Source organism: Rhodococcus sp. 11-3, assembly GCF_023704055.1.
GTDB classification, from domain to species: Bacteria; Actinomycetota; Actinomycetes; order Mycobacteriales; family Mycobacteriaceae; genus Rhodococcus; species Rhodococcus aetherivorans.
Genome location: NZ_CP080406.1, coordinates 2028031 through 2053876, shown reverse-complemented (window position 1 = coordinate 2053876; position 25846 = coordinate 2028031). Strand labels below are relative to the sequence as shown.

Sequence of the window (25846 nt, the reverse complement as noted above, 5' to 3'; positions counted from 1 at the left end):
CCCGCTCCTCGCCTCCCGACCCTTTCTGCCCTCGTCGCACACCGGCGGGCACGGGGAGTTCACTACGGCCGGTCCGGGTAGCACCCCACCGTCAGCCCCACCGTCACGGCGAGATAGCTGCCGAACGAGATGGAGGAGCCGTCCGCGGCGAACATCCGGATCTGGAGCCCGGTCTCGACCGGCAGCGACCGGGCACCGCGGAAACCGGTGCCCGCCAACGATTCCTCGAACACCCGCGCCGCCCGCTCCAGCTGCCCCGGCGGCACCGGCCGATCGGAGAGGTGGATCGGGAGGAACACCGTGGTGCCCGCCGATCCGTCGGGCAGCTCGCAGTAGGCCGTCGTGGCCGGGTCCGATTGCCGGAACTGCATCTCCGGGAAAGCGTCCGACAGGGCGGCCATCGCGTCGCGCTGGACCCGGGTGTAGTACTCGACGGCACCGGCGCGGTCCGCCGCCACCGGCTCGGGCACGGCGACGGGGACCGGCCCGCCCGCGCACCCCGCGAGCGACAGGGCCAGCACCGGCACACCGACGCGCAGAACCTTCATCGCACCACTCGATCCGGGAGGCCGCCGACGACCGCGGCGACGTTGTACAGGCTCATCGTTCCGTCGCTCAGGTACTCGCTGTGCCCGGTCGAGCCGAGCCGCGGCCGGCCAGACGCGTCCGCCCCGGCGTCGCTCGACAGGTGGGTCACGCCGTCGAGGAAACTCGGATCGCCGTCGAACGTGCCGACGTCACCGACCGGGTCGCGGTCGGCCTCCACGAGGTACGTCGCGCCCGGCGGCACACCGAGTTCGGCGACGTCGTCGGTGCCGATTCCCGGGGCGCCGAGGAACACGGCGGCGTCCACCCCGACACCCTGCTGCAGCGCCAGGCCGGTGGCGAGCGCACCGTAGGAGTGACCGACGGCGGTGACGTGCGGGTCCCGCTCGGCGTACAGACCGTCGAGAAAGCCGGCGAGCCGCGGGGCGGCACGAACCGCCGCGAGGTCCGACACCGGGCTCAGCTCGGTGCGGGCGAGGCCCCAGCCCCATTGCGGCACCTGGTAGTTCAGCCACGTCACGGCGGCGACCGACTCGGCGGCACGGCCGGCCTCCTGCAGGTGGCGCATGGCCTCCTCCCGCAGCGCCGCCATCCGGGTGTCGTACCCGGCGAGGTTGCCCTGCACCGTGGAGCCGGCGCCGGGGGTGAACACGGTGACGTGGTCGGCGGTGTCGACGTCCCCGACCGCCACCGCGGCCATCGCTTCCCGGCCCGACAGATCGAGGCCCAGCAGCCGCCTGTCCTCGCGGGCCAGCGTCGTCTCGATGGCGTCGAGCGCGGCGATCTTGTTGCGGGTCTGGGCGAGTCCGGCGTCGGCGTTGCTCGCCAGTCCGCCGAGCGGATCGGCGTCGAGCTGGGCCTGCAATCGGGCGGCGACCTCCTCGAGCCGGCGCCGTTCCCCCGCCAGTTGCGCGCGGTTGGCCAGGTCGCGGACCGCGGCCGGCACGCCGTCGAGGTTGCCGATCAGCTCGGGTGCCAGGGTGACGACCTTCGTGCGCTCGCCGTGGTCGAGTCCGGCCCACCACGCAGCCACCTGGGCCGCCGCCGTCCCGGGCGCCGGCACCGCCGGGGTGGACGCGGGCGCAGCGCGCACGCCCCCGAAACCGAGCGGACGCGAAGGGCTTTGGTCCGGCACCCGGCCGAGGTCGGCTGCGGCCCGCCGATCCAGCGTCTCGGCCCGGTCGAGGACCGCACGGATGCGGGCCTGTGCCTCGTGCCGCTCCGGGTCGGTACCCGGTCCGCCCGCGACGGTTCCGTCGTCCCGCACGGTCAACGCCCGGTCCCGCGCCCAGCGGGTCGCGTCGTCGAGTTCCGCGCGCAGTGCCCGCAGCCGCGGCGCGCACCACGCCGCGCAGCGGCTCACCTCCCGATACGCGTCGGACCGTCGCACGATCCCGCCGGTGACGTCATCGAGCCGCTGCTCGGCGGCCGCGTGCGCGAGCCCCGACCACTGTCCGTCGAACCGTCCCGACGCGGTGATCTGCGCGCCGATCCGCTCGAGTTCCCCCGCATGCCGGTCCAGCACCGCGCCGAGACCGTCCAGCGCATCCGGGTCCCACCGCTGCAACTGCCGAAGATCCATTCGATCCACCCCCTCGGCGCAGCAGCGTAATCCGCTGCGCGCCTGCCGCGGCGGGGCGCACTGCCGCCGGCGTGAAACTGTGGAAGAACGGGCCGGTTGTGGACAACTCACGTCCGGAGACGAGGGTCCCGGTCACCGCGGCCGGGTCGCGCCTGCGGCAGCACGAGTTCCGCCCCCGGCGCGCGGGGCACCGGGGGCGGAGGGAGACGGGCGGGGGTCCCGTCGCGTCAGATGTCGGAGATCGCCTCGAGCGGCGGCGTGCGTGCGGCACGGACGCCGGGCCACAGGGCGGCGAGCACACCGACCACGCCGGAACCGACGAGCATGGCGATCACCTGCCCCCACGGGACGGCGATCTTGTCGAGGCCCTGGTCGGCCAGCGTCCGGACGAAGCCCCAGCCGAACGCCAGGCCCAGCACCAGACCGACGACCGCGCCGAACACCGCGATGAGCATCGACTCGATGTAGATCGTGCGGCGGACCTGGACCCGCTGCATGCCGACCGCGCGGAGCATGCCGATCTCCCGGCGCCGCTCCACCACCGACAGGGCGAGGGTGTTGACGATGCCCAGGACCGCGATGACCACCGCCAGCGCCAGGAGCCCGTAGAGCACGGCGAGCAGCGTGTCGATCTGGGCGGCCTGCTGGCCCTTGAACTGCTCCCGATCGAGCACCTGGACCACGACGAACTGCTTGGTGGCGTCCTCGAGCGCCGTGCGGATCGTCTCCGGATCGCTGCCGGCCGCGGTGTTCACGAACACCACGAAGTCCGAGCGCGACGCAGGCGGGGTGAACTGCTGGTAGACCTCCTCGGAGACGACCCACGAGCCGAGCAACTGGTTGTCGGCGAAGATGCCGCTCACCGTCGTGCCGACGTCCTCGCCGTCGCGGCTGGTGAGGGTGACCGCGTCGCCGACCTTCCAGCCCTTCTCGCCCGCCGTGGTCTGCGACACCAGCAGGTCGGTGCCGGCGACGTCCTCCCGGCCCTCGGTGACGTCGACCTCGAGCACGTCGCCGAGGGGGCCGGACAGCGCGACGCCGAACGTGTCCTCGTCGCCGATGCGCGCCGGGACGCCGTGCATCGCGATGGTCTCCTCCACGCCCTCGGCCCGCGCCGCCGCGGCGGCGGCCCCCACGGGCACCCCGATCATCTGCGGTCCGGTGAGCATGAAGTCGGACTTGACGCCGGTGTCGACGAGCGAGTTGACGCTCTCCTTGGCGGACGCGCCGAACACCCCGATCACCGACACCAGCATCAGACCCAGTGTGAGCGCGAAGGCGGTGGCGGCGGTACGGCGGGGGTTGCGCACCGCGTTGGTGCGGGCGAGCCGGCCCACGGCCCCGAACGGGCGGGCGAACACCGCGCCGAGCCCCGCGACGAAGGGCCGCGACAGCGCGGGCGCCGCGAGCAGGACCGCGATGATCAGGGCGAAGGCCCCGACGCCGACGGTGGAGGCCGCGCCACCGCCGGTGCCCTGGGCGCCGACGACGACGGTGACGGCACCGGCCACGGCGGCGACGGCTCCGATGACGGTCCGCAGCCGCAGCGACTCGACGGTCGCGGTGGACTCCTCCCGCATGGCCGCGACCGGCGGGACCTTGCTCGCGCGGCGGGCCGGCGCGTAGGCGCTGACCACGGTGACGACGACGCCGATGAGCAGGGCCACGAGCACGGTCCGCGGCGCGAGCTGCAGCGGGCCCGAGGGCAGGCCGACGTCGAACGCGTTGAGCGCGGAGCGCAGCCCGTAGGCCAGGGCCACGCCGCCGGCGATGCCGAGGGCACTGCCCACGATCCCGACGACCAGTGCCTCGAGGTTCACCGACCGGCCCACCTGGCTGCGGCTCGCCCCGATCGCCCGCAGCAACGCGAGCTCCCGCAGTCGCTGCGCAACGATCATCGAGAAGGTGTTGTAGATGATGAAGGTGCCCACCAGCAGCGCGATCGCGCCGAACGCGAGCAGGAAGTAGTTCAGGAAGCTCAGCGCCTCCTCGATCTCGGTCTTGATCTCCTCGCTGACCTCGGCGCCCGTCTGGACCTTCTGGCCGGGCACGGCGGCGGCGATGCGGTCCCGCAGCTCGTCCGCGGGCACACCGTCGCCGGCGACGTCGATGTACTGCACGTGCGTGCCGTCGGTGAACAGGGTGCGGGCCTGGTTCTCGGTGAACATCGCCCCGACGTAGCCGCCGGTGTCGGTCTCGACGTCGTAGATGCCGCTGACCGTGACCGGGACGATCCCGGCCGAGGCGGCGAGGATCTTCGTCGGGTCCCCGACGGACAGTCCGGCACGCTCGGCGGCGCTCGAGTTGAGCGCGATCTCGCCGTCGACGGCGGGCGGTTGTCCGGCGACGAACTCGTTGGGGTCGCCGAGCTGCTGGTCGGGGGGCAGGTAGGCGGTGCCCTCGCTGGGGGCGCCGCCGGTCTGGATGGCCGCGCCCTCGGAGTCGAGGACGATGACCGGCCCACCGAACGCCGGCACCACGGTCCGCACGCCGGGGACCGCGGCGACGACGGCGACGTCGGAGTCGGGGACGCCGCTCGCGCCCTGCTGTTCGCTGCTGACGCGGACGTCGACGCCCTTGGCGGCGTCGGCGAAGATGCTGTCGAATGTGCGCTGCAGGGTGTCGGTGAAGACGAAGGAGCCGGTGACGAACGCGGTGCCGAGCACCACGGACAGGACGGTCAGCAGCAGCCGCACCTTGTGGGCGGCGAGATTGCGCAGGGCAACCCTGCGGATGGGATTCGCACTCATGATCGGCTCGCCCTACTTCGCCGTGGGAACGGCGACGGCGTCGAACTGCTTCATCCGGTCGAGGACCGAGTCGGCGGTCGGGTCGCGCATCTCGTCGACGATGCGCCCGTCCGCGAGGAACACCACCCGATCCGCGTAGCTGGCCGCACGCGGATCGTGGGTGACGATCACGACCGTCTGCCCGAACTCGTCGACCGCGGCCCGCAGGATCGACATCACCTCGCCCGAGGAACGGGAATCGAGGTTGCCGGTGGGCTCGTCGCCGAAGATGATCTCGGGCCGGCCGGCGAGCGCGCGGGCGCACGCCACGCGCTGCTGCTGACCGCCGGACAACTCCCCGGGCCGGTGGTCGAGCCGGTCGCCGAGTCCCAGGCGGTTCACGACGGTGTCCAGCCATTCGCGGTCGACCTTGCGGCCGGCGATGTCGACGGGCAGCGTGATGTTCTCGAGTGCAGTGAGCGTGGGCACCAGGTTGAACGCCTGGAAGACGAAGCCGATGCGGTCGCGCCGCAGCTGCGTCATCTGTTTGTCCGACAGGTCGGTCAGGTCCGTGTCGCCGAGGACCACCGAACCGGACGTGGCGGTGTCGAGGCCGGCGAGGCAGTGCATCAGCGTCGACTTCCCCGAACCCGAGGGACCCATGATGGCGGTGAACTCCCCCGCCGCGAACTCCGCGTTCACCCCGTCGAGGGCGTGGACGGCGGTCTCACCGGTTCCGTAGATCTTTCTCAGGTCGATTGCGCGCGCGGCAGTGGCGGTGTGGGCTGGCATGCCCACCATCTTCCTGACTTTTCCGACAGGGCACCATCGGGGACGTCCCGGATTCCGCGCCGGACGGTTCTCAGGGTGCGCCCGGTGACGTCCCGGTGAGGTTCTCCTGCGTCGCCGCCGGGCGCTACCGTCGAGACCATGCGGATAGGAGCACACGTCCGGCAGGACGACGATCCGATCGGCTGCGGCGAACGCGTCGGCGCAGACCTGGTGCAACTGTTCCTCGGCGATCCCCAGCAGTGGACGAAGCCGGGCCCGCACCCCCGGGAGGAACAGATCCGCGATTCCGACGTCGCGGTGGTGGTGCACTCCCCCTACGTGATCAACGTGGCCAGCACGAACAACCGGCTGCGGATGCCGTCGCGCAAGGCCGTGGCCGAGCACGCCGAGGCGGCCGCCCGGATCGGCGCCTTCGGCCTGGTGGTGCACGGCGGCCACGTCCGGTCCGGCGAGGAGGTCGCCGCGGGCGTGGAGAACTGGCGCAAGCTGTTCGAGCGACAGGAGGACAAGGGCGGGTTCGCGGTGCCCGTCCTGATCGAGAACACCGCCGGGGGCGAGTTCGCGATGGCCCGGCACGTGGATGCGATCGCGCGGTTGTGGGATGCCGTCGGCGACTACGACGTGGGCTTCTGCCTCGACACCTGCCACGCGTGGGCGGGCGGCGAGGACCTCGTCGACGTCGTCGAGCGGGTACGGGCCGCGACCGGCCGGATCGATCTGGTGCACCTGAACAATTCCCGCGACGGCTTCGGCTCCGGCCGGGACCGGCACGCCAACATCGCCGCCGGCACGATCGACCCCGGCCTGCTGGTGGCGGTGTGCCGGGCCGCGGACGCGCCGATCGTCCTCGAGACCCCGGCGGAGGGGATCGCCGAGGATGTCGCCTACCTGCGCGAACTGCTCGGGTGAGGCACGCCTCCCGGAGACCGGGCCGTCACAGCCGTAACATCTTGCTCATGAAGCACGCCCGGATCGCCTTCGCCGTCACCGCCGCCGCGCTGGTACTTGCGGGCTGCTCGGACGCCGACAGCCCGGCACCGTCCGCGTCGGCGAGCACCGCCACCTCCACGATCTCGTCGGGGTCGGGGTCCGCCGACTCGTCGCCGACCCCCGAGCCCGCGCCGACCGACGCATCGGACAAGACGTCGCCCGCCTCGGCCGGCGCGAAGCTGACCGTCACCGACATCCGCACCGGCCGACACGAGAACTTCGACCGGGTCGTGTACGAGATGGGCGGCACCGGCACCCCGGGGTGGCGCGTCGGATACGTCGACCGGGCGGTGCAGGACGGCAGCGGCAACGACGTGGCCGTCGCCGGCGGCGCGATCCTGCAGGTGCTCATCGACGGGTCCGCGTATCCGTTCGACAGCGGGGTCGAACCGTACTCCGGCCCCAACCCGGTGCTCGCGCAGCCGGGCGGCTCGGTCGTCGAGGTCAACGGCTCCGGCGTCTTCGAGGGCGTGACCCAGTCGTTCGTCGGCGTCGCGGAGCCGAACACGCCGTTCGCCGTGTACGCGCTGACGAACCCGACGCGGCTGGTCGTCGACGTCGCTCGCTGATCGGGCGGCTCAGGCCCGGCCGGGCGGGAAACCGCCCGTCGCGACCGGCCCCCAGTCCTCGACGGTGATGCGGATCAGCGACTTGCCCTGCGTGCGCATCGCCTCCCGGTACTCGTCCCAGTCGGGGTGCTCCCCGGCGACGGCGCGGAAGTACTCGACGAGGGGCTCGACCGAGTCCGGCAGGTCGATCACCTCGGCGGTGCCGTCGACCTGGACGTAGGGCCCGTTCCAGTCGTCGGAGTGGATCAGGATCGACACGGCCGGGCGGCGGCGGATGTTGACGACCTTGGCGCGTTCCGGGTAGGTCGCGATCACGATGCGGCCGGCGTCGTCCAGCCCGCACGTGACCGGGGACATCTGCAGCCGGCCGTCGGACCGGGTGGTGACCAGGGTGCCGCGGTGGCGCGGGCGGACGAATTCGAGCAGCCGGTCGCGGTCCACGCGGTCCGCCGTTGCGATCTTCGGTGCCATGCTCCGACCCTACGTGCGCGGCCGTGACGACGGGCCCTGTCGGAGGTCACGTGCAGAATACCGGTGGGCGAGGTCGACACGAACGGGCATACTCGGTGCCGGCCTCGCGAGCCCGCAGCAGTCCGCGCACCTACGCTTGACCTCGAGTCCACTCGAGGTTCTACGGTCGGGCGACCGACTTCAGGAGGCTCCCGCATGAGCATGGAAGTGACCGCGTGGAACGCGATGTACAACGCGATGCACGCGCAGAGCGACCGGCGCCCGTTCTCGCGCGCCAGCCTGCGCCGGATCGCCGAGTTCGCCCGCCCCCACCGCCGCAACATCGGCATGTACCTGCTGCTGAGCGTGGTGATCGCCGCACTCGGCGTGGCCACCCCGGTCCTCGCCGGCCGGGTGATCGACGCCATCGTCGACCGCGCCGACCTCTCGGTGATCACGTGGCTGGCGGTGCTGATCGCCGCCATCGCCGTCGTCGAGGCCGGGCTCGGCATCCTGAACCGCTGGCTGTCCGCGAGCATCGGCGAGGACCTCATCCTCGACCTGCGCACCACCGTGTTCGACCACGTGCAGCGCATGCCCATCGCGTTCTTCACCCGCACCCGCACCGGCGCCCTCGTCAGCCGGCTCAACAGCGACGTCATCGGCGCCCAACGGGCGTTCAGTGACACCCTGTCCGGCGTGGTCGGCAACCTCGTCACCCTCGCGATCACGCTCGTGGTGATGATCGGGATCTCCTGGCAGATCACGTTGCTCGCACTGTTGCTGCTGCCGATCTTCGTGGTGCCCGCCCGGCACATGGGCGTGCGGCTGGCGCGCCTGAATCGTGAAGCGGCCAACCATAATTCGGTGATGAGCACCCAGATGACGGAGCGATTCTCCGCGCCCGGCGCGACGCTGGTGAAGCTGTTCGGCCGGCCGTCGCAGGAGTCGTCGGAGTTCGCCGTCCGCGCCCGCCGGGTGCGCGACATCGGGGTGAAGACGGCGATGCTGCAGTCGGTGTTCGTCACCGCCCTGACCCTCGTGTCCGCCCTCGCGCTGGCCCTCGTCTACGGCCTCGGCGGCTTCTACGCGCTGCGCGGCCAGCTCGAGCCGGGTGCCGTCGTGGCGATGGCGATGCTGCTGACGCGCCTGTACTCGCCGCTGACGGCACTCGCGAGCGCCCGCGTCGACGTGATGAGCGCGATGGTGAGCTTCGAGCGGGTCTTCGAGGTGCTCGACCTGCGGCCGCTGATCGAGGAGGCCCCCGACGCCCGCCCCGTCCCCGACGGCCCGGTCGCCGTCGAGTTCCGGCACGTGGATTTCGCATACCCCGCCGCCGACAAGGTCTCGCTGGCGTCGCTGGAGGAGGTGGCCACGCTCGACACCCGCGGCGGCGCACCGGTCCTGCACGGCGTGAGCTTCCGGGCCGAGCCCGGGCAGATGGTGGCCCTGGTGGGCTCCTCCGGCGCCGGCAAGTCCACGATCGCGCAACTGGTGCCGCGGCTCTACGACACCGACTCCGGATCCGTGCTGCTCGGCGGGGTCGACGTGCGCCGGCTCACCACCGCGTCGATCCGCGGGACCGTCGGCATGGTCACCCAGGACGGGCACCTGTTCCACGAGAGCGTGCGGGCGAATCTGCTCCTGGCCCGCCCGGAGGCAACCGAGGACGAGCTGTGGGAGGTGCTGGGCCGGGCCCGGCTCACCGACCTGATCCGCTCCCTGCCCGACGGCCTGGACACCGTCGTCGGCGAGCGCGGGTACCGGCTCTCCGGCGGTGAGCGCCAGCGGCTGACCATTGCGCGGCTGCTGCTCGCCCACCCGCGGGTGGTCATCCTCGACGAGGCCACCGCGCACCTGGACTCGACGTCGGAGGCTGCCGTGCAGGAGGCGCTCACGGAGGCGCTGGCCGGACGGACCTCCGTGGTGATCGCACACAGGTTGTCCACGGTCCGCGCGGCGGATCTGATTCTCGTGGTCGAGGCCGGACGCATCGTCGAGCGCGGCACCCATTCCGAGCTGCTCGCCGCCGGCGGGCGTTACGGCGAGTTGTACCGCACCCAGTTCGCCGATTCAGGACCGCGGGTGTCCGCAATGGCTCCCACACTGGGCGCATGACGACGAACGAGACCGATCTGCTGCTCCTGCTTCTCGACAATCAGCGCGCCGCGTTCCGCAACGCACTGTCCGGCCTGACCGAGGACCAGGCGCGCAGCGTGCCCAGCGCCTCCGCGATGAGCCTGGCGTCGCTGTTGAACCATGTGATCGACGGCGAGGTCGCCGCCGCCGACCGCATCGCCGGGACGCAGAGCCGCGAGCCGGACCCGGTGGCGGCGTGGACAGCCGGGTGGGCAGTGCGCGACGACGAGACCGTCGCGGATCAGCTCGCCCGGCTCGACACAGTCGCGGCCCGCTTCGCCGACGTGCTGCGGGCGGACCCGGACCTGGGCCGGGTGGTGGACCTGCCGGCGGACATCGCCCGATGGCTGGACCAGGGCGTGCCGCTCTCCGTGCGGTTCCTGGTCCTGCATCAGATCGAGGAATGGGCCCGGCACGCCGGCCACGCCGACATCATCCGCGAATCCGTCGACGGCGCCACCGCCGACGTCCTGGCCGGCAGGGTCCGGTAGCCGGCGCCGGCGAACCCGGACGACGCCCCGCCGGCGCGATAGGCTCGCCGTAGGCACCACTGCCGGGGCGCCCCGGCGCCGTCGCCGCGAGATCCTGGAGGCCGTCGCGTGACCGGACAACAGACCAGCACGGGAGCTGCGGGCGCTGCCCAGCACCCGATGTTCGAGAAGGTGGCGCGGGTCGGACAGGCCGCGAGCGGGGTCGTGCACCTGCTGATCGCCTACATCGTCGTCCAGGTCGCGTTCGGCGATCCGGCCAGTGCCGATCAGTCCGGTGCCCTCGGCGAGCTCGCCGCCCAGCCCGGCGGCCGGATCGTCCTGTGGATCCTGGCCGTGACGCTCACGGCGCTGGCACTGTGGCGTCTGGTCGAGGCCGCAGTGGGCAAACGTTCGGACGTCGAGAAACCGTCCGCCCTGGACCGGGTCAAGACCGTCGGCGTCGCCGTGGCGTACCTGGCGCTGGCACTGGCCGCGTTCCAGTTCGCGCGGGGCACCGGCAAGTCGAGCGGTGAACAGAACGCCGGACTCAGTGCTCGCTTGATGCAGTCCGGAGGCGGCAAGGTCCTGCTCGTCGCGGCCGGGCTGGTGATCATCGGAATCGGCGCCTACCACGTCTACAAGGGCGCGGCGAAGAAGTTCCTCGACGACCTGCACCGGGCGCGGTTGCCCCGGTACGCCGAGCCGCTCGGCGCCGTCGGGTACGTCGCGAAGGGCCTGGCGATCGCCGGCGCCGGCGTCCTGGTCCTCGTCGCGACGTTCACCACCGATCCGTCCAAGGCGACGGGACTGGACGGTGCCCTCAAGACGCTGGGCACCGCCCCGTTCGGTCAGATCCTGCTCGTCGCGGCCGGCCTCGGTATCGCCGCGTACGGCGCGTACTGCTTCGTCCTCGCGCGGTACGGGAAGATGTGAGCCCCGCCGCTGTGCTCAGTCGCGCCCGCGGTAGCCGCCGCTGTGGCCGCCCGAGCCGTGTCCACCGGACTGCCCGCGCTCGCCGGAGCGTTCACGGAATCCGCGGTTCGGCTTGTCGCCGAACCGGTCGCCGCGCCCACCGAAGTCCTTGTTGCGGCCGCCGCGATCGCCCCAGTCCTTCTTGCCGCCGTACTCCTTGCGCTCACCCTGACGGCGTTCGCCGCGGTCGTCGCGCTGACGGTAGGTCGACGGCCGACCCGCCGGTGCGCCGCTGTCGGGCTGCAGCTGGATGAGCACCCCGGAGATGCGGGTGCCGCGCAACGCCTCGAGCGTCTCCGGCGACAGGTCCTTCGGCAGCTCGACGAGGCTGTGGTCCGGGCGGATGCTGATGTGCCCGAAGTCGCTGCGGCGCAGGCCGCCCTCGTTGGCGATGGCGCCGACGATCGCGCCGGGCACCACCCGGTGCCGCTTACCCACGGCGATGCGGTAGGTCGCCATTTCCTGCCCGTCGCGCCCGACGCGTGACGCACCGTCGTCGTCGAACCGGCGCGGCGGCCGCTCCCGCGGCTCGCGTTCCCGCCGCGGCGGCGCCACGGGCTCGGGTTCGGCCTCCATGAGGAACGACTCCCCGTCGCGGGAGAGCACGGCCAGCGCCGCCGCGATGTCGGCGAGGGGCACGTCGTGCTCGCGCTCGTAGTCCTCGACGAACGTGCGGAACAGCGACAGGTGATCCGACGTGAGCGCCTCGGTGATCGAATCGTTGAACTTCTCGACGCGCTGGGCGTTGACATCCTCCACCGACGGCAGCTGGATCTCGGTGAGCGGCTGCCGGGTGGCCCGCTCGATCGCCTTGAGCAGATGCCGCTCGCGGGGGGCGACGAACAGCAGGGCGTCACCGCTGCGCCCGGCGCGGCCGGTGCGGCCGATGCGGTGCACGTAGGACTCGGTGTCGTGCGGGATGTCGTAGTTCACGACGTGGCTGATGCGGTCGACGTCCAGACCGCGGGCCGCCACGTCCGTCGCGACGAGGATGTCCAGCGCACCGCTCTTGAGCTGGCCGATGGTGCGTTCGCGCTGGGCCTGCACGATGTCACCGTTGATCGCGGCGGCCGAGAAACCGCGGGCTCGCAGCCGCTCCGCGAGGTCCTCGGTGGCCTGCTTCGTACGGACGAAGAGGATCATCGCCTCGAACTGCTCGACCTCGAGGATCCGGGTCAGGGCGTCGAGCTTGCGCTGGTGCGACACGAGCACCCAGCGCTGGGTGATGTTCGCCGACGTCGTCGTCTTCGACTTGACCGTGATCTCGACCGGGTCGTGCAGGTACTGCTTGGACAGCCGGCGGATCGCGCCCGGCATGGTCGCCGAGAACAGCGCGACCTGCTTGGTCTCCGGGGTGTCGGCGAGGATCCGTTCGACGTCCTCCTGGAAGCCCATGGTGAGCATCTCGTCGGCCTCGTCGAGCACGAGGAACTCGAGCTCGGAGATGTCGAGGGTGCCCTTGGCGAGGTGATCGATCACACGTCCGGGGGTGCCCACGATGACGTGCGCGCCACGGCGCAGCCCGGACAGCTGCACGCCGTAGCTCTGGCCACCGTAGATGGGCAGCACGTGCAGACCCGGGATGTGCGCCGAGTACTTACCGAAAGCCTCCGCGACCTGCAGGGCGAGCTCACGGGTGGGAGCCAGGACCAGTGCCTGGGGCCGCTTCACCGCGGTGTCGATCCGCGACAGGATCGGCACCGCGAACGCGGCGGTCTTGCCGGTGCCGGTCTGCGCGAGACCGACGACGTCGCGCCCCTCCAGCAGCGGCGGGATGGTGGCCGCCTGGATCGGCGACGGGGTCTCGTAGCCCACATCCGAAAGCGCTTGCAGCACACGGGCGTCGATGTCCAGATCGGCGAACGTGGGGGTAGCGGTGTCGGCTTCGGGGTCTTGCACAGTATCACTCATTTGACCTGCAGTTTATCGGATGGACGGCCATGACCCTTCCACAGCGCCGGACAAGGGTCCCCGACCACCCTATCCGGACGCCGCATCCGGTGCCGTCGCCGCCACGTGGCGGGCCCACAGCCGCAGCGCCGGCCGCACCGGCGGGTACTCGAGCCCGTGCCGGCGCGCGAGGGCGGTGGCGGGCGCAGTCGGATAGGTGTCGGCGCTGAGAAAACTCAGGGTCTCCTTCTCCGCCCCGGTCAGGCGGGCCGGCAGAGCCCACAGCGCCGCGACGGGTATCCGCAGGCGCGGCGCGGCCACCCCGAGTTCGTCGGCGACCAGCGCGACCAGCTCGGGCAGCGGCGGCGTGGCGTCGTCGAGGACCCAGTAGGCCCGCCCCGCCGTCTCCGGGTTCCGCGGCATCAGCGCCAGGAAGCGCGCGAGGTGGTCGATGGTGACGACGGGCAGCACGGTGCGCCGCGAGCCGGGCACGGCGCGCAGCTGCCCGCGGGCGAGCTGCACGACCAGCTCCGCGAGACCCAGGTACTGATCGGCCTCCCCGGTCCGGGAGTCGCCGATCACCGTTCCGGGGTTGACCACCGTGAGGGGGACCCCGAGCTCCGCGGCGAGTGCACGCACCACCGCGTCGGCCTCGATCTTCGACGCCTCGTACGCGCCGAACCTCCGGTAGATCCGGCGCCGGTACCGGGGCGGCCACGGCGCCGGCACGGCCGGGTACGCCGCGACGCGGTATCCGCTGACGTGCACCAGCCGGCGCGCGCCGGCAGCGGCCGCGAATCGGGTGATCTTCTCGGCCAGAACCACATTCACCTCACGCGCCGCCCGGGCCGTCATCCCGAAGGCGAACGCGGCGGCGAGGTTGTAGACGTCGCGCACGTCCGCCGCCACGGGATCCAGGACGAGCTCGGCGGAGCCCGGATCGAACACATGGACCGAGAGCCGGTCCAGCGGCACCCCGCCGGACACGAGCCGGTCGCGCAGCCGCGCCCCCGACTCCGCGGTCCGCACCGCCGCGACGACGAGATCGTCGCCGTCCGGGTCGGTGAGCAGTTCCCGCAGCAGGCCGCGGCCGATGAACCCCGTCGCGCCGAAGACCACCGCGGCGCTCATCGCGCGGCTCCGAGGAGGTCGAGCGCGACGGCACGGGCGTCCACCAGAGGGGTCACGTCGTGCCGGGCACGGGCGACGGTGGTCGCGCCCTCGACGAGGCTGACGATCACCCCGGCGAGCCGGGCGGCATCGGGCGTCCCGTCGCGGACGAGCACCCGCTCGAGGACCACCCGCCACGACTCGTAGACGCGGGCGCAGCTCTGCTGCAGAACGGGGTTGTCGGTGGCGGCGTCGACGGCGACGGAGGCGACGGCGCAGCCGGCCGCGAACCCGGATCGCCCGAGCCGGGCGGCGAGGTCGTCGAACACCGCGGCGACGATCTCGGCGGCGGTCCGCCCCTCGGCCAGCAGCGCCTCGAGCAGGCCGGTGAACTCCGCACCCACCCGGTCCAGCGCCGCCACGACGAGCTCGTCCTTGCCGCCGGGGAAATGGAAGTACACCGAGCCCCGGGGCGCACCGGAGGCGTCGGTGATGCGGGCGAGGCCGGTGCCGTGGTAGCCGCGGGTCTGGATCAGCTCCAGCGTGGTGTCGATCATGCGCGCCTTCGTGCGTGCTCCCTTGGTGGTCACGGCAAAATAATAGACCGGTCTACATATTTCTGTCGACACCGCGAGCCCTCCGCCGGACGGGCCACGCGCGACGGGGGGCACACTGAACCGGTTCCACTCTCGACAGACGAAAGGACCTTCCGGTGTCGGAGCTCGTCAGCATTCCCACCCACTGGTACAACATCGCGGGAGATCTGCCCGACGCCCCGCCGCCGCACCTGCATCCCGGCACCAGGGAACCGGTCACGGCCGCCGACCTCGAACCGCTGTTCGCCGCCGGCCTGATCGAGCAGGAGCTGTCCACCGAGACCGACATCGCGATCCCCGAACCCGTCCGGGAGGCGTACGCGACCTACCGCACCACGCCGCTGCTGCGGGCCCGGTCCTTCGAGCGCGCACTCGGCACCCCCGCCCGCATCTACGTCAAGTACGAGGGCGTGAGCCCGGTGGGCAGCCACAAGACGAATTCGGCTCTGGCGCAGGCGTATTACAACTCCCTCGACGGCGTGAAGAAGCTGACGACCGAGACCGGCGCCGGCCAGTGGGGCAGCGCGCTGTCGTTCGCATGCGCCAAGTTCGGCATCGATCTCGAGGTGTGGCAGGTGCGCGCCTCGTACGAGTCCAAGCCGTACCGCCGGCACCTCATCGAGGTGTACGGCGGCACCGTGCACTCGAGCCCGTCGGAACTCACCGCGTCCGGCCGCAAGGTGCGCGCCGAACAGCCGGACACCCCCGGCTCGCTGGGGATCGCCGTGTCCGAGGCCGTGGAGGTCGCCGCCGGCGACCCCGCCGCCCGGTACGCGCTCGGCAGTGTGCTCAACCACGTCGTGCTGCACCAGACCGTGATCGGTCTCGAAGCCGTCGCCCAGCTGCGCGCCGCCGGAGAGGAGCAGGCCGACGTCGTGTTCGGCTGCGCCGGTGGCGGCTCCAACCTGGCCGGCCTGTCGTTCCCGTTCCTGCGCGAGGTGCTGCACGGTCGCGCCACGACGCGGGTGGTGGCCGCCGAGCCGGCCGCGTGCCCGTCCATCACGCAGGGCGAGTACCGCTACGACCACGGCGACATCGTCGGCCTCACCCCGCTGCTCAAGATGCACACCCTCGGTCAGGACTTCATCCCCGACCCCATCCACGCCGGCGGGCTGCGCTACCACGGCATGGCGCCGCTGCTCAGCCACACCGTCGAACTGGGATACGTGCAGGGCACGGCCGTCGCGCAGACCGACGCCTTCGCGGCGGCCGTCGAGTTCGCCCGCAGCGAGGGCATCGTGCCCGCCCCCGAGTCGGCCCACGCCCTCGCGGCGGCCGCCGAGTACGCGCGGACCGTGACCGGGCCCGAGGTGATCGTGATCGGACTGTCCGGGCACGGGCAGCTCGACCTGCCGGCCTACGCCGCATACCTGCACGGCGAGCTCGGATAGCGCCGGAGCGTGTCTTCCTCCCCTGTGACGGGGAGGAAGACACGCCGAGGAACTCTGTGATGCAACACACGCCCGGTCATCAGCGATACACCTGTGGAACCGCTCCACCGCGCCATGTCACCACCGGGAGGCCCCGATGCCCGACGCAGCCGACAACCTGGCCCTGCGCCTGCTCGACGCAGTGCACCGCACCCGAGGCGTAGATCCCGGGATCGTCACCGATCGCTACCGGGCCTACAGGGCCGCCCAGGGCGCGGACGCCGGCCGCGACGGGATCCGCGCGCTCCTGCGCACCTTCGAGGAGACCGGCGGCAGCGCCCAGTGGGCCGGCAAGGTCGGCCACTACCGTCGCCGCTACAGCCCCGACGAGGCCCCCATCGCCGCCGACACCGTCGAACTGGCCGCCGAGGTCCTGTACCGGCACGGCGTCGACACCATCGACGACCTCGCCGGTACGGACGACACCACCCTCGCCGGCGAGTGGCAGCGGCGCGGCGGCGACGCCTCCACCTGGCAGCCGCTCCTCGACGCCCTGCGGCCCGCCCGAGCCCTGCACACCGTCGCCTGAGCCCTGCACACCGTCGCCTGAGCCCTGCACACCGTCGCCTGAGCGGGCCCGGATCCGGACGCAAACCCACCCGGGCCGCCCGCCGCCGGGCGCATACTCGACCTATGCGTTATTCCGGCCGTCCGGAGGCCGGGCGGCGGCTGGCCCGCTCGGTCGCCCACCTGCGCGACGCGAACCCCGTGGTCCTCGCCCTCCCACGCGGCGGCATCCCCGTCGCCCGCGAGGTGGCTCGCGCCCTCGACGCCCCGCTCGACGTGCTCGTCGTCCGCAAGCTCGGGGTGCCGTGGCAGCCGGAACTTGCGATGGGCGCCATCGCCGAGGGCGGATTCCGCGTGCTCAACGAGGACGTCATCCGGATCGGCAGGGTGGCCGAGGACTCGATCGCACGGATCGAGGCCCGTGAACGCACCGAACTCGACCGTCGCGCCCGGCTGCTGCGCGGCGGCAAGGAGCGCACGTCGCTGTCGGGACGCACGGTGGTCCTCGTCGACGACGGCATGGCCACCGGCGCGACCGCCGCCGTCGCCTGCCTGGCCGCTCGGGAGTCCGGTGCCGAACGGGTGGTGCTGGCGGTGCCCGTGGCGTCCCCGGAGGCGGCGCGTCGCGTGGGCGCGGTGGCCGACGAGGTGGTGTGCCCGTTCACGCCCGCGGACCTGGGCAGCGTCGGCGCCGCATACGACGACTTCCATCAGCTCTCCGACGACGAGGCCGCCCGGCTGCTCGAGCCCGCCTGAGCACGCACCCGCGCACAACGGTTGTCCGTGTCCATCATTAACAGGTATCTTCACAGGTCAGAGCGAAAAGGCTACAAATCGGGCACCCCCGTTGCTGCGTTTTCCGTCCTCGTGTGATGCAATGCACATCCACCAGTGAAAAATTGATGGAGGGGTCACCGTGAGAGAGTTTGCCGTGCCACAGTCGTTCTCGATTCCCGAGGACGCATCGATGGCGGACGCCGTCTTCCGGCACGAGAAGGAGTCGCCGACCTGGGTGCCGTTCGAGCGCAGGGTCGACGGCCGGTGGGTCAGCGTCACCGCCGCCGAGTTCGCCGCACAGGTCCGCGGGGTGGCCAAGGGCCTGATGGCCTCCGGGATCGAACTCGGCGACCGGGTCGCGATCCTGTCGAGCACCCGCTACGAATGGGTCCTCATCGACTACGCGATCTGGGCCGCCGGGGGCTGCACCGTCGCGATCTACGAGACCTCCTCGGCCGACCAGGCCCAGTGGATCCTCGAGGACTCGGGGACCTCGCTGCTGGTCGTGGAGAACGACAACCACGCGCGGACGGTCGCCGCCGTGGCCGAGGCCGCGCCGGCCCTGCGCGAGGTCCTGCAGATCGAGGGCGCAGCAGGAGCGAAGGGCGCCGTCGACGAACTGATCGCGCGCGGCGCCGCGATCACCGACGAGCAGCTCGAGGAGCGGCGCCACCAGGTGCGTGCCGAGTCCCCCGCCACCCTGATCTACACCTCGGGCACCACCGGCCGCCCCAAGGGTGTGCAGCTGACCCACAGCAACCTGTGGGCCGAGGCGGCGGCCGTCAAGCTCGCCCTGCCGAACTCCATGGTGAGCGGCAAGCGGACCCTGCTGTTCCTGCCGCTCGCGCACGTGTTCGCCCGCGAAATCTCGTTCGGCGCGTTCGAGCACGGCGTCACCGTCGCGCACACGTCCGATCTGACCACGCTGCTCGACCAGCTCGGCGAGTTCAAGCCGAACTTCATCCTGTCGGTGCCGCGCGTGTTCGAGAAGGTCTACAACTCGGCCAAGCAGAAGGCGTACGACGGCGGCAAGGGCCGGATCTTCGAGAAGGCCTCCGATACCGCCATCGCGTACAGCGAGGCGCTGGACAAGGGCCGGCCCGGTCTGGGCCTGAAGATCAAGCACGCGGTGTTCGACAAGTTGGTGTACAGCAAGTTGCGCGCGGCCCTCGGTGGCGAGTGCGAGCAGGCGGTTTCCGGCGGCGCAGCCCTCGGCGCGCGCCTGGGCCACTTCTTCCGCGGCGTCGGCATCCCGATCTTCGAGGGCTACGGCCTGACCGAGACCACCGGTGGCGTCACCATCAACACCCCCGAGCACCAGCGGGTGGGCAGCGTCGGCCGGCCGGTCAACGGGCACGCCGCACGGATCGCCGAGGACGGCGAGCTGCTGCTCAAGGGCCCCGCGGTGTTCGGCGGCTACTGGAAGAACGAGAAGGCCACCGCCGAAGCGATCGTCGACGGCTGGTTCCACACCGGTGACATCGGCAATATCGACGAGGACGGATTCGTCCACATCACCGGCCGCAAGAAGGAGCTCATCGTCACCGCCGGCGGCAAGAACGTCGCCCCGGCCGTGCTCGAGGACGCTCTGCGGGCGCACCCGCTGATCAGCCAGGTCATCGTCGTCGGCGACGCGAAGCCGTTCATCGGCGCGCTGATCACCCTCGACCCCGAGGCCCTGCCCGGCTGGAAGGAGCGCCACGGCATTCCGGCCGACGTCCCGGTGTCCGAGCTGTTGAAGAACCCCGACCTGATCGCGGAGATCGACGCCGCGGTGGCCGAGGGCAACAGGAAGGTCTCCAACCCCGAGCAGATCAAGAAGTACCGGATCCTCGAAGTGGACTTCACCATCGAGACCGGCGAGCTGACCCCGACGCTCAAGCTCAAGCGCAACGTCATCCACGAGGCGCACGGCACGGCGATCGAGGCCATCTACTCGTAGGGCCACGCCCATGGTGAGCGAATGTATCCTTCATCTCCTCTGATCGAGTGAGGGATACATTCGCTCACTGTTGTTGGGGGGCCGGCACTTCGGTCACGGTCCGGACGAACTCGGCGACGTCGCGCGTCACCGTGCGGTGCACCGGTTCGTGCAGCAGGTCGTGGCCCGCGTCGGGGTACTCGCGCAGGTCCAGGGCCGGGATCGTCCGGGCCCAGGCCCGCACGGGGTCGATCGGGGCCAGCCGGTCGTCGGCGCCGTGCACCGCGAGCAGCGGGATGCGAGCCCCCGCGAGGATCTCGGCCGTCGCGGGCACGGCCGCCGAGCGCGGCGTCCCGCACAGCACGGCGCCACGGAAGCGGCCGGCGTCGGTGCGCAGCAGCGTGAGGGCGGTCGCCGCGCCGAGCGAATGCCCCATCACCACCAGCGGCATCCCCGGCTCGGCACGGTCCGCCACCTCCGCGACGCGCAGCAGGTCCCCAGCCAGGTCGTCGAGGACGCCCGGTTCGCCGGGGCTGCCCTCGGACAGACCGTGCCCGGCGAGATCGATGCCCCACAACGCGATGCCGTGCGTCGCCAGGCCCGCCGCGAAGCGGTGGTAGTGGCCGGTGTGCTGACGCATCCCGTGGGCGAAGACGACGGCGGCCGCCGCGCCGTCGACGGGCCAGTGTCGGTAGTGGATACGGCCGGTGCTGCCGTCGAAAAAGGGCATGCGGTCATTGTGCGCCGGTGCACAATCGCGGGATGACACCGACTACCGCCGCCGAGCGCAGTCGAGCCGAGGGGCGTGCCGCCCGCAGCCGCGTGCCCCGCGGTGCGCACGGCGAATTCCGTTGCCCCGACCGCGACCCCGTGGCGATCTTCGAGCAGCAGAACCGCACCCGGCTGCCGGAACTGGTGCCGATCCGGTACGAGCGGATGACGGAGTCCCCGTTCGCCTACTACCGCGGCAGCGCCGCCGCGATGGCGGCGGACCTGTCCACCGAGGCCGTGACGGGACCGCACGTGGTGGCCTCGGGCGACGCCCATCTGGCGAACTTCGGCCTGTACGCCTCGCCGGAGCGACAGGTCCTGTTCGATCTCAACGACTTCGACGAGGCGTATCCGGCGCCGTGGGAATGGGACGTCAAGCGGCTGGCCGCCTCGGTATGGCTGGCCGGCCGTCACACCGGCTGCACCGAGCAGCAGTGCCGGGACGCGACCCTCGCGACGGTGTGCTCGTACCGCGAGACCATCCGGTTCCTGTCCGGCCTGACGGCCACCGAGCGGTTCTACTTCCAGGTCGACGCGGAAGAGATCGAGCAGGCGTCGCGGAATCCGGAGGCGATACGAGCCGTCGTGCAGAAGGCTCGCAGCCGCACGTCGGAACAGGTCCTGAGGAAACTGACGGTCACCACGGCCGACGGCGTTCCGCGCATCGTCGACCAGCCCCCGATCGTCCGCCACCTCGACATCGGGTCACTCGACGCCATCGAGCGGATCGTCGCGTCCTACCGTGCGACGGTGCGGGCGGATGCCCAGCTGCTGCTTTCCCAGTACCGCGTCGTGGATTTCGCGATGCGGATCGTGGGGGTGGGCAGCGTGGGCACCCGGTGCTTCCTCGTCCTGCTGCTCGGCCCGGCCGACGAGCCGCTGTTTCTCCAGGTCAAGGAGGCCGGGCGGTCGGTGTTGGAGACGCACGGCGGGATCCGGGAGACCCCGCACCGGGTCGAGGCCGACCTCATCGCGCACGGCCAGGGCGCCCGCGTCGTGGGGGCACAGCGGATCCTGCAGGCCCACTCGGATCCGCTTCTCGGCTGGATCACCGGCGTCCCCGGCGCCGACGGCGTGCGCCGGGACTTCTATGTCCGTCAGTTCCGGGACATGAAGGGATCGGTACAGTGGGAACGGCTCAGGCCCGCACAATCGGAGCAGTACGGCCGGCTGTGCGGAGCGCTGCTCGCCCGCGCCCACAGCCAGAGCCCGGACGGCGCGTTCGTCGCCGGGTATCTCGGCCGCGGGACGGTGTTCGACGAGGCGGTGGCGCGGTGGTCCGCCGCCTACGCCGATCGCACGGAGCAGGACTGGAAGGCGTTGTGCACCAGCGCGGCACCGGCGTAGCTCACCAGCAGTGTCCCTCGCCGCGATAGGTGGGGACGGTGGTGCGGGTGCCGCCGGCGTCGACGAGATGCAGGTGCGCGAACCGCTCGCACAGCTCCCCCGCCTTGGCATGCCGCAGCCACACGCGGCCGCCGACGGGCAGGTCTGCGGCGGCGCGGCCGGTGACCGGGGTCTGCACCTCGCCGGCACCCTCGGCGCGCAGCAGCCGCAGTCCGGCGGGCCGCACCGGCCGCGGTACCCGGGACGGACCCGTCGGGCCGGAGGCGATGTAACCGCCACCGAAGAGCGTGGCGATGGTGGGACTGGGCCTGCGCACCGTGGGCAGCGCGAAGTACAGCGCGGGCCGCGGTGTGAAGGCCCGGTATCGGTCGAACAACGTGGGCACGTAGAGGCCGGAGCCGGCGGTGACCTCGGTGACGACCGGGTCCGCGGAACTGATCTCGAGCGAACCCGTGCCGCCGCTGTTGACGATCTCGAGGTCGCCGACGACGGCGCGGACGGCCCCGACGACGGCGCTGCGACGGGTGGCCAGCTCGGCGGCCGACCGGCGCTTGATCAGGCGGACCGCGAGCGACGTGTCGGGCAGACCGGCGATCTGCGCCTCGTAGAACATCACTCCGACGACGGCGAAGCCGGCGGTCGTGGCGCAGCGGGCGAGCTGCCCCACCTCGTCGGGCGTGCGCAGCGGCGAGCGCCGCACGCCGAGGTGCACCGGCCCGAGCCGCAGCGACGCATCCACGTCGAGGCACACGCGGGGCCGCACACGGGCGGTGCCGAGGGCGTCGCGGACGATGCCGAGCTGGGCGGCGGAGTCGACCATGAGGGTGACGGCGTCGAGGGCGTGCGGCCGGCCGGCGAGTTCGGCGAGCGCGGCACGGTCGACGGTCGGGTATCCCAGGAGCACGTCGCGGGCGCCGCGCTCGACCAGCCAGAGCGCTTCGCGCAGCGAGTACGCCATGATCCCGCGGAAACCGCCGTCGGCGGTGAGGCCGGTGCCGAGCACCTCCTCGAGGACCGTGCGGCACCGGACGGACTTGCTCGCCACCCGCACGGGCGTGCCCCCGGCGCGACGGACGAGGTCGGCGGCGTTGCGTCGGAGTGTGGGAAGGTCGACGGCCGCGAGCGGCGGGTCCAGGTCGGCCGTCGCGTCGTGGAGCCGGTCGAGGGGGTGGGTCACGGCGGGGGTCCAATCCACGGCAGGTCGGGTCGTCGCGGCCAGTCAAGCACCGACTTGGACCTGTGTCCAGGTTCAGGTCGTTTCCACGGCCCGGCCGGCGACGATCGCGGCGATGTCGTCGAGTTCGGTGACGATGGCGTCGCTGTCACGATCCACCAGCCACCGCAGGACCAGGCCGTCGAGCATGGCCAGCGCCAGGCGCGCGACGGTCGAGACCGGCTCGACCCACTCGGTGCCGGTGCGGGCGGCGCACTCCTCGAGAAATGCCTGGGCCTCGACGTCCATGATGCGGTACTGCTCGGTGGCGATGTTGCCGCCGAGCGGCTCGCCGGCGGCGCGGTGGCGCAGCGAATAGGTGGTGATCTCGTAGGTGAGCAGCTGACGGTCGGCCGTCGCCTCGATCGTCGGCCACATCGCAGTGATCCCGGCGTAGAGCAGCTGCCGCAGCCCGCGCGGGCCCTGCGGGTCCGGCCCGTTCTGCGGGAGAGTGAAGGCGGTGCGCAACGCCTGGCTGAGCTGGAGCACCAGCGTCTCCCCCATCGCGGCGACGAGGGCTTCCTTGCTCTCGAAGCAGTAGTGCACCACCCCGAGCGATACGCCGGCGTGCTCGGCGACGGCACGCACTGTGACGGCCCCGAGACCGCCGCCCTCGGCCAGCGCGAGGGCGGATTCGACGAGTTGGGCTCGACGTTGGTCCGCCGGCAACCGGTTCAGCATGCCTCCGATCGTAGAACCCGGTCCGGATCCGTCGGCCCCTATTGACCTGGACGGTCGTCCAAGTCGATGATTGCCCCATGGCCACCGACCGTCCCGCAGCCACCTGGCGCAACTGGGCGCGCACCGAATCCGCGACGCCGCGCGCGTACGAGACTCCGGAATCCCTGGACGAGATCGCCGCCCTCGCCGCACGCGCATCCGAGCGGGGCCTGCGCGTCAAGGCGGTCGGGGCGGGACACTCGTTCAGCGGCGTCGCCGTCACCGACGGCGTGCTCGTCTCCCTCGACCGGTTCACCGGCATCGAGGACGTCCGGCCCACCTCCGCCGGTGCGCTCGTCACCGTGCGGGCCGGCACCCGGCTGCGGGATCTCAACCGGCTCCTGTGGGATCAGGGTCTGGCCGTGCCCAACCTCGGGGACATCGACGTGCAGTCGCTCGCCGGCGCGATGTCCACCGGCACCCACGGCACCGGCGCACGATTCGGGGGCCTCGCCACCGTCGCCCGCGCCGCCACCGTGGTGCTCGCCGACGGTTCCGTCGTGCACTGCTCCCCCGACGACCACCCGGAACTCTACGAGGCCGCCCGTCTCGGCCTCGGCGCCGTCGGCATCCTCGCCACGATCACACTCGAGTGCGTGCCCGCCTTCGCGCTGCACGCCGCGGAAGCGCCCGGCACGCTGCACGACACCCTCGCCGTGCTCGAGCGCGACCGGCTCGCCGTCGACCACTTCGAGTTCTACTGGTTCCCGCACACCGACCGGGTGCTCACCAAGCGCAACACCCGGCTGCCCGCCGACGCGCCCGGCGCCCCGGTGGGCCGGGTACGGGGCTTCGTCGACGACGAGGTGCTCGCCAACGGCATGTTCGAGGTCGTCCAGCGCGTCGCGACCCGCGCCCCCGCGACCATCCCGCGGCTCAACGAGTTCGCCGCCCGGACGCTGTCGCCGCGGGAGTTCGTCGACCGCAGCTATCGCGTCTTCGCCTCCCCGCGCCGGGTCCGGTTCCGGGAGATGGAGTACGCCGTACCCGTCGGCGCGGTGACCGACGTGCTCACCGAGATCGATGCGTGGCTCTCCCGCAACGACTTCCGTGTCGCTTTTCCCGTCGAGGTACGCTTCGCCGCCGCCGACGACGTGTGGCTGTCGACGGCACACGGCCGCGACAGCGCGTACCTCGCCGTGCACCAGTACCACCGGCGCGAGCACCGGGCGTACTTCGATGCGGTCGAGGCGATCGCCCGCGCCGTGGACGGACGGCCGCACTGGGGCAAGATGCACGGCCGCAGCGCGGCCGACCTGCGCACGACGTATCCGCGCTTCGACGACTTCCTCGCCGTCCGCGACCGCGTCGACCCGCAGCGCACCTTCGCCAACCCGTACCTGGACCGCGTGCTCGGCCCGTAGGCCGCGGGCTAGCCGAAGGACGCCGCGATCGAATTGCGCGCCAACGTCTCCCGCTGATCGGACGTGAGCCCGAGCCGATCGCGCAGCGCCGCGAACGTGTCGTCGACGTACCCGCCGAAGTACGCCGGATCGTCGGAGTTGACGGTCACCAGCAGGCCCGCCTCGAGCATGCGCGGCAGCGGATGCCGCTCGAGCGAATCCACCACGCGCAAACGGACGTTGGACAGCGGACAGACCGTGAGCGGAATCTGCTCGTCCACGAGGCGCGTGACGAGGAGGGGGTCCTCGAGGGATCGGATGCCGTGGTCGATGCGTTCGGCCCCGAGCAGATCCAGTGCCTGCCACACGTATTCGGGCGGGCCCTCCTCTCCCGCATGGGCGACCGTGTGCAGGCCCTCGGCGCGGGCGCGGGCGAACACGTCCTCGAACAGCGACGGCGGATAGCCCACCTCCGCAGAGTCCAGACCCAGCCCGATGATCGGAGCCGACAGGCGCAGCAGCTCCCCGAACACCTCCTCGGCCTCGTGCACGGGCCGGTCCCGCACGACGGAGGCGATCATCGCCGCATCGACGCCGAACTCTCGCCGGCCCGCCGCGACGGCGTCCGCGAGGCCCTCGACCACCTCCGTCAGCGGCACGCCGCGGCTCGTGTGCGCCTGCGGGTCGAAGAAGAACTCGGCCCGCGTCACGCCGGCCTGCGCCGCCCGGCGCAGGTACGCCCGCGCGAGATCGGCGAAGTCCTCGGCCGTCCGCAGCACCTGCATGTTCGCGTAGTACAGGTCGAGGAAGGACTGCAGATCGGTGAACTCGTACCGGCTGCGCAGTTCCGCGAGGTCGGCGTACGGGAGCGCGACCCGGTTGCGCTCGGCCAGAGCGAAGATCAGCTCCGGTTCGAGAGTGCCCTCGATGTGGACGTGCAGTTCGGCGAGCACGATCCTCCTTCGTCGACGCGTCCCTTCCG

23 protein-coding genes are annotated in these 25846 nt (G+C 71.9%); 11 read left to right on the top strand and 12 right to left on the bottom strand.

Annotation, left to right across the window (positions count from 1 at the left end; all coding sequences use genetic code 11):
- Positions 1-62: 62 nt before the first annotated feature.
- The 4 genes from KZJ41_RS09950 to KZJ41_RS09935 form a co-directional block, all read right to left on the bottom strand.
- Complete coding sequence (locus tag KZJ41_RS09950) at positions 63-548, bottom strand: LppA family lipoprotein (protein ID WP_185713665.1); 486 nt, start codon at positions 546-548, stop codon at positions 63-65.
- The gene (locus tag KZJ41_RS09945; RefSeq protein WP_065922807.1) at positions 545-2128 is read right to left on the bottom strand and encodes an alpha/beta hydrolase; all 1584 of its coding nucleotides are present in this window, start codon (positions 2126-2128) and stop codon (positions 545-547) included. Before KZJ41_RS09945 ends, KZJ41_RS09950 begins: the two co-directional genes overlap by 4 nt.
- A 227-nt stretch (positions 2129-2355) precedes the next feature.
- Positions 2356-4878 carry an ABC transporter permease gene (locus tag KZJ41_RS09940; RefSeq protein WP_006938647.1) on the bottom strand — a complete coding sequence of 841 codons (2523 nt, stop codon included), beginning with the start codon at positions 4876-4878 and terminating at the stop codon, positions 2356-2358.
- Between the two features lie 12 nt (positions 4879-4890).
- Positions 4891-5649, bottom strand: a complete 759-nt coding sequence (locus KZJ41_RS09935) for an ABC transporter ATP-binding protein (protein WP_029542537.1) — start codon at positions 5647-5649, stop codon at positions 4891-4893.
- Positions 5650-5787: 138 nt separating this feature from the next.
- On the opposite strand from KZJ41_RS09935, the gene KZJ41_RS09930 reads away from it, so the two are divergent.
- Both KZJ41_RS09930 and KZJ41_RS09925 read left to right on the top strand, forming a co-directional pair.
- Entirely contained in the window at positions 5788-6558 is a 771-nt protein-coding gene (locus KZJ41_RS09930) for a deoxyribonuclease IV (RefSeq protein ID WP_006938663.1), read from the top strand.
- Positions 6559-6605: 47 nt separating this feature from the next.
- Positions 6606-7208, top strand: coding sequence for a hypothetical protein (locus KZJ41_RS09925; RefSeq protein WP_006938664.1), 603 nt, complete (start codon positions 6606-6608; stop codon positions 7206-7208).
- Between the two features lie 9 nt (positions 7209-7217).
- On the opposite strand, the gene KZJ41_RS09920 is transcribed toward KZJ41_RS09925, so the two are convergent.
- Positions 7218-7679 (bottom strand): PPOX class F420-dependent oxidoreductase, encoded by a 462-nt coding sequence (locus tag KZJ41_RS09920; protein WP_006938665.1) that lies wholly within the window; start codon positions 7677-7679, stop codon positions 7218-7220.
- A 195-nt stretch (positions 7680-7874) separates the two neighbouring features.
- Here KZJ41_RS09920 and KZJ41_RS09915 point away from each other — a divergent pair, with 195 nt between their 5' ends.
- The 3 genes from KZJ41_RS09915 to KZJ41_RS09905 all read left to right on the top strand — a co-directional run bounded on the left by KZJ41_RS09915 (position 7875) and on the right by KZJ41_RS09905 (position 11200).
- On the top strand, positions 7875-9776 hold the full coding sequence (locus tag KZJ41_RS09915) for an ABC transporter ATP-binding protein (RefSeq protein ID WP_251550709.1): 1902 nt from the start codon (positions 7875-7877) through the stop codon (positions 9774-9776).
- Positions 9773-10288 (top strand): DUF664 domain-containing protein, encoded by a 516-nt coding sequence (locus tag KZJ41_RS09910; protein WP_006938667.1) that lies wholly within the window; start codon positions 9773-9775, stop codon positions 10286-10288. The genes KZJ41_RS09915 and KZJ41_RS09910 overlap by 4 nt, the downstream gene beginning before the upstream one ends.
- A gap of 108 nt (positions 10289-10396) precedes the next feature.
- Positions 10397-11200 carry a DUF1206 domain-containing protein gene (locus KZJ41_RS09905; protein WP_029542535.1) on the top strand — a complete coding sequence of 268 codons (804 nt, stop codon included), beginning with the start codon at positions 10397-10399 and terminating at the stop codon, positions 11198-11200.
- Between the two features lie 15 nt (positions 11201-11215).
- Here KZJ41_RS09905 and KZJ41_RS09900 read toward each other — a convergent pair whose 3' ends face one another.
- The 3 genes from KZJ41_RS09900 to KZJ41_RS09890 form a co-directional block, all read right to left on the bottom strand.
- On the bottom strand, positions 11216-13150 hold the full coding sequence (locus KZJ41_RS09900) for a DEAD/DEAH box helicase (RefSeq protein ID WP_081636982.1): 1935 nt from the start codon (positions 13148-13150) through the stop codon (positions 11216-11218).
- A 69-nt stretch (positions 13151-13219) separates the two neighbouring features.
- A complete protein-coding gene (locus KZJ41_RS09895; protein ID WP_251550707.1) occupies positions 13220-14260 on the bottom strand; it encodes an SDR family oxidoreductase in 1041 nt (346 codons plus the stop codon).
- On the bottom strand, positions 14257-14829 hold the full coding sequence (locus KZJ41_RS09890; protein WP_251550705.1) for a TetR/AcrR family transcriptional regulator: 573 nt from the start codon (positions 14827-14829) through the stop codon (positions 14257-14259). Before KZJ41_RS09890 ends, KZJ41_RS09895 begins: the two co-directional genes overlap by 4 nt.
- A 122-nt stretch (positions 14830-14951) precedes the next feature.
- Here KZJ41_RS09890 and KZJ41_RS09885 point away from each other — a divergent pair, with 122 nt between their 5' ends.
- From KZJ41_RS09885 to KZJ41_RS09870, 4 genes are all read left to right on the top strand, one after another.
- The gene (locus tag KZJ41_RS09885; protein WP_251550703.1) at positions 14952-16226 is read left to right on the top strand and encodes a TrpB-like pyridoxal phosphate-dependent enzyme; all 1275 of its coding nucleotides are present in this window, start codon (positions 14952-14954) and stop codon (positions 16224-16226) included.
- Positions 16227-16362: 136 nt separating this feature from the next.
- The gene (locus KZJ41_RS09880; RefSeq protein WP_006938685.1) at positions 16363-16794 is read left to right on the top strand and encodes a hypothetical protein; all 432 of its coding nucleotides are present in this window, start codon (positions 16363-16365) and stop codon (positions 16792-16794) included.
- 104 nt (positions 16795-16898) lie between these two features.
- Positions 16899-17528 carry a phosphoribosyltransferase gene (locus KZJ41_RS09875; RefSeq protein ID WP_006938688.1) on the top strand — a complete coding sequence of 210 codons (630 nt, stop codon included), beginning with the start codon at positions 16899-16901 and terminating at the stop codon, positions 17526-17528.
- A 160-nt stretch (positions 17529-17688) separates the two neighbouring features.
- Positions 17689-19491 carry a long-chain fatty acid--CoA ligase gene (locus tag KZJ41_RS09870; RefSeq protein WP_251550701.1) on the top strand — a complete coding sequence of 601 codons (1803 nt, stop codon included), beginning with the start codon at positions 17689-17691 and terminating at the stop codon, positions 19489-19491.
- 64 nt (positions 19492-19555) lie between these two features.
- Here the strand turns inward: KZJ41_RS09870 and KZJ41_RS09865 are convergent, their stop codons facing one another.
- The gene (locus tag KZJ41_RS09865; protein ID WP_065922815.1) at positions 19556-20200 is read right to left on the bottom strand and encodes an alpha/beta hydrolase; all 645 of its coding nucleotides are present in this window, start codon (positions 20198-20200) and stop codon (positions 19556-19558) included.
- A gap of 32 nt (positions 20201-20232) precedes the next feature.
- Between KZJ41_RS09865 and KZJ41_RS09860 the strand changes: the two genes are divergently transcribed.
- Positions 20233-21588, top strand: a complete 1356-nt coding sequence (locus tag KZJ41_RS09860; RefSeq protein ID WP_185713668.1) for a DUF2252 domain-containing protein — start codon at positions 20233-20235, stop codon at positions 21586-21588.
- A 1-nt stretch (position 21589) separates the two neighbouring features.
- Here KZJ41_RS09860 and KZJ41_RS09855 read toward each other — a convergent pair whose 3' ends face one another.
- Together KZJ41_RS09855 and KZJ41_RS09850 are read right to left on the bottom strand one after the other, a co-directional pair.
- Positions 21590-22765 carry an amino acid deaminase/aldolase gene (locus KZJ41_RS09855; RefSeq protein WP_065922816.1) on the bottom strand — a complete coding sequence of 392 codons (1176 nt, stop codon included), beginning with the start codon at positions 22763-22765 and terminating at the stop codon, positions 21590-21592.
- Between the two features lie 72 nt (positions 22766-22837).
- Positions 22838-23482 carry a TetR/AcrR family transcriptional regulator gene (locus KZJ41_RS09850; protein ID WP_029542519.1) on the bottom strand — a complete coding sequence of 215 codons (645 nt, stop codon included), beginning with the start codon at positions 23480-23482 and terminating at the stop codon, positions 22838-22840.
- Between the two features lie 77 nt (positions 23483-23559).
- Here KZJ41_RS09850 and KZJ41_RS09845 point away from each other — a divergent pair, with 77 nt between their 5' ends.
- Positions 23560-24885 (top strand): D-arabinono-1,4-lactone oxidase, encoded by a 1326-nt coding sequence (locus KZJ41_RS09845; RefSeq protein ID WP_065922817.1) that lies wholly within the window; start codon positions 23560-23562, stop codon positions 24883-24885.
- Positions 24886-24893: 8 nt separating this feature from the next.
- Here KZJ41_RS09845 and KZJ41_RS09840 read toward each other — a convergent pair whose 3' ends face one another.
- Entirely contained in the window at positions 24894-25817 is a 924-nt protein-coding gene (locus KZJ41_RS09840; RefSeq protein ID WP_029542515.1) for an adenosine deaminase, read from the bottom strand.
- Positions 25818-25846 lie beyond the last annotated feature (29 nt).

What these genes read in the sequence shown, in the direction of transcription:
- KZJ41_RS09950 (WP_185713665.1), bottom strand. Translation starts at nt 548, where the DNA reads ATGAAGGTTCTGCGCGTCGGTGTGCCGGTGCTGGCCCTGTCGCTCGCG.
- KZJ41_RS09945 (WP_065922807.1), bottom strand. Translation starts at nt 2,128, where the DNA reads ATGGATCTTCGGCAGTTGCAGCGGTGGGACCCGGATGCGCTGGACGGT.
- KZJ41_RS09940 (WP_006938647.1), bottom strand. Translation starts at nt 4,878, where the DNA reads ATGAGTGCGAATCCCATCCGCAGGGTTGCCCTGCGCAATCTCGCCGCC.
- KZJ41_RS09935 (WP_029542537.1), bottom strand. Translation starts at nt 5,649, where the DNA reads ATGCCAGCCCACACCGCCACTGCCGCGCGCGCAATCGACCTGAGAAAG.
- KZJ41_RS09930 (WP_006938663.1), top strand. Translation starts at nt 5,788, where the DNA reads ATGCGGATAGGAGCACACGTCCGGCAGGACGACGATCCGATCGGCTGC.
- KZJ41_RS09925 (WP_006938664.1), top strand. Translation starts at nt 6,606, where the DNA reads ATGAAGCACGCCCGGATCGCCTTCGCCGTCACCGCCGCCGCGCTGGTA.
- KZJ41_RS09920 (WP_006938665.1), bottom strand. Translation starts at nt 7,679, where the DNA reads ATGGCACCGAAGATCGCAACGGCGGACCGCGTGGACCGCGACCGGCTG.
- KZJ41_RS09915 (WP_251550709.1), top strand. Translation starts at nt 7,875, where the DNA reads ATGAGCATGGAAGTGACCGCGTGGAACGCGATGTACAACGCGATGCAC.
- KZJ41_RS09910 (WP_006938667.1), top strand. Translation starts at nt 9,773, where the DNA reads ATGACGACGAACGAGACCGATCTGCTGCTCCTGCTTCTCGACAATCAG.
- KZJ41_RS09900 (WP_081636982.1), bottom strand. Translation starts at nt 13,150, where the DNA reads ATGAGTGATACTGTGCAAGACCCCGAAGCCGACACCGCTACCCCCACG.
- KZJ41_RS09895 (WP_251550707.1), bottom strand. Translation starts at nt 14,260, where the DNA reads ATGAGCGCCGCGGTGGTCTTCGGCGCGACGGGGTTCATCGGCCGCGGC.
- KZJ41_RS09880 (WP_006938685.1), top strand. Translation starts at nt 16,363, where the DNA reads ATGCCCGACGCAGCCGACAACCTGGCCCTGCGCCTGCTCGACGCAGTG.
- KZJ41_RS09875 (WP_006938688.1), top strand. Translation starts at nt 16,899, where the DNA reads ATGCGTTATTCCGGCCGTCCGGAGGCCGGGCGGCGGCTGGCCCGCTCG.
- KZJ41_RS09865 (WP_065922815.1), bottom strand. Translation starts at nt 20,200, where the DNA reads ATGCCCTTTTTCGACGGCAGCACCGGCCGTATCCACTACCGACACTGG.
- KZJ41_RS09860 (WP_185713668.1), top strand. Translation starts at nt 20,233, where the DNA reads ATGACACCGACTACCGCCGCCGAGCGCAGTCGAGCCGAGGGGCGTGCC.
- KZJ41_RS09850 (WP_029542519.1), bottom strand. Translation starts at nt 23,482, where the DNA reads ATGCTGAACCGGTTGCCGGCGGACCAACGTCGAGCCCAACTCGTCGAA.
- KZJ41_RS09845 (WP_065922817.1), top strand. Translation starts at nt 23,560, where the DNA reads ATGGCCACCGACCGTCCCGCAGCCACCTGGCGCAACTGGGCGCGCACC.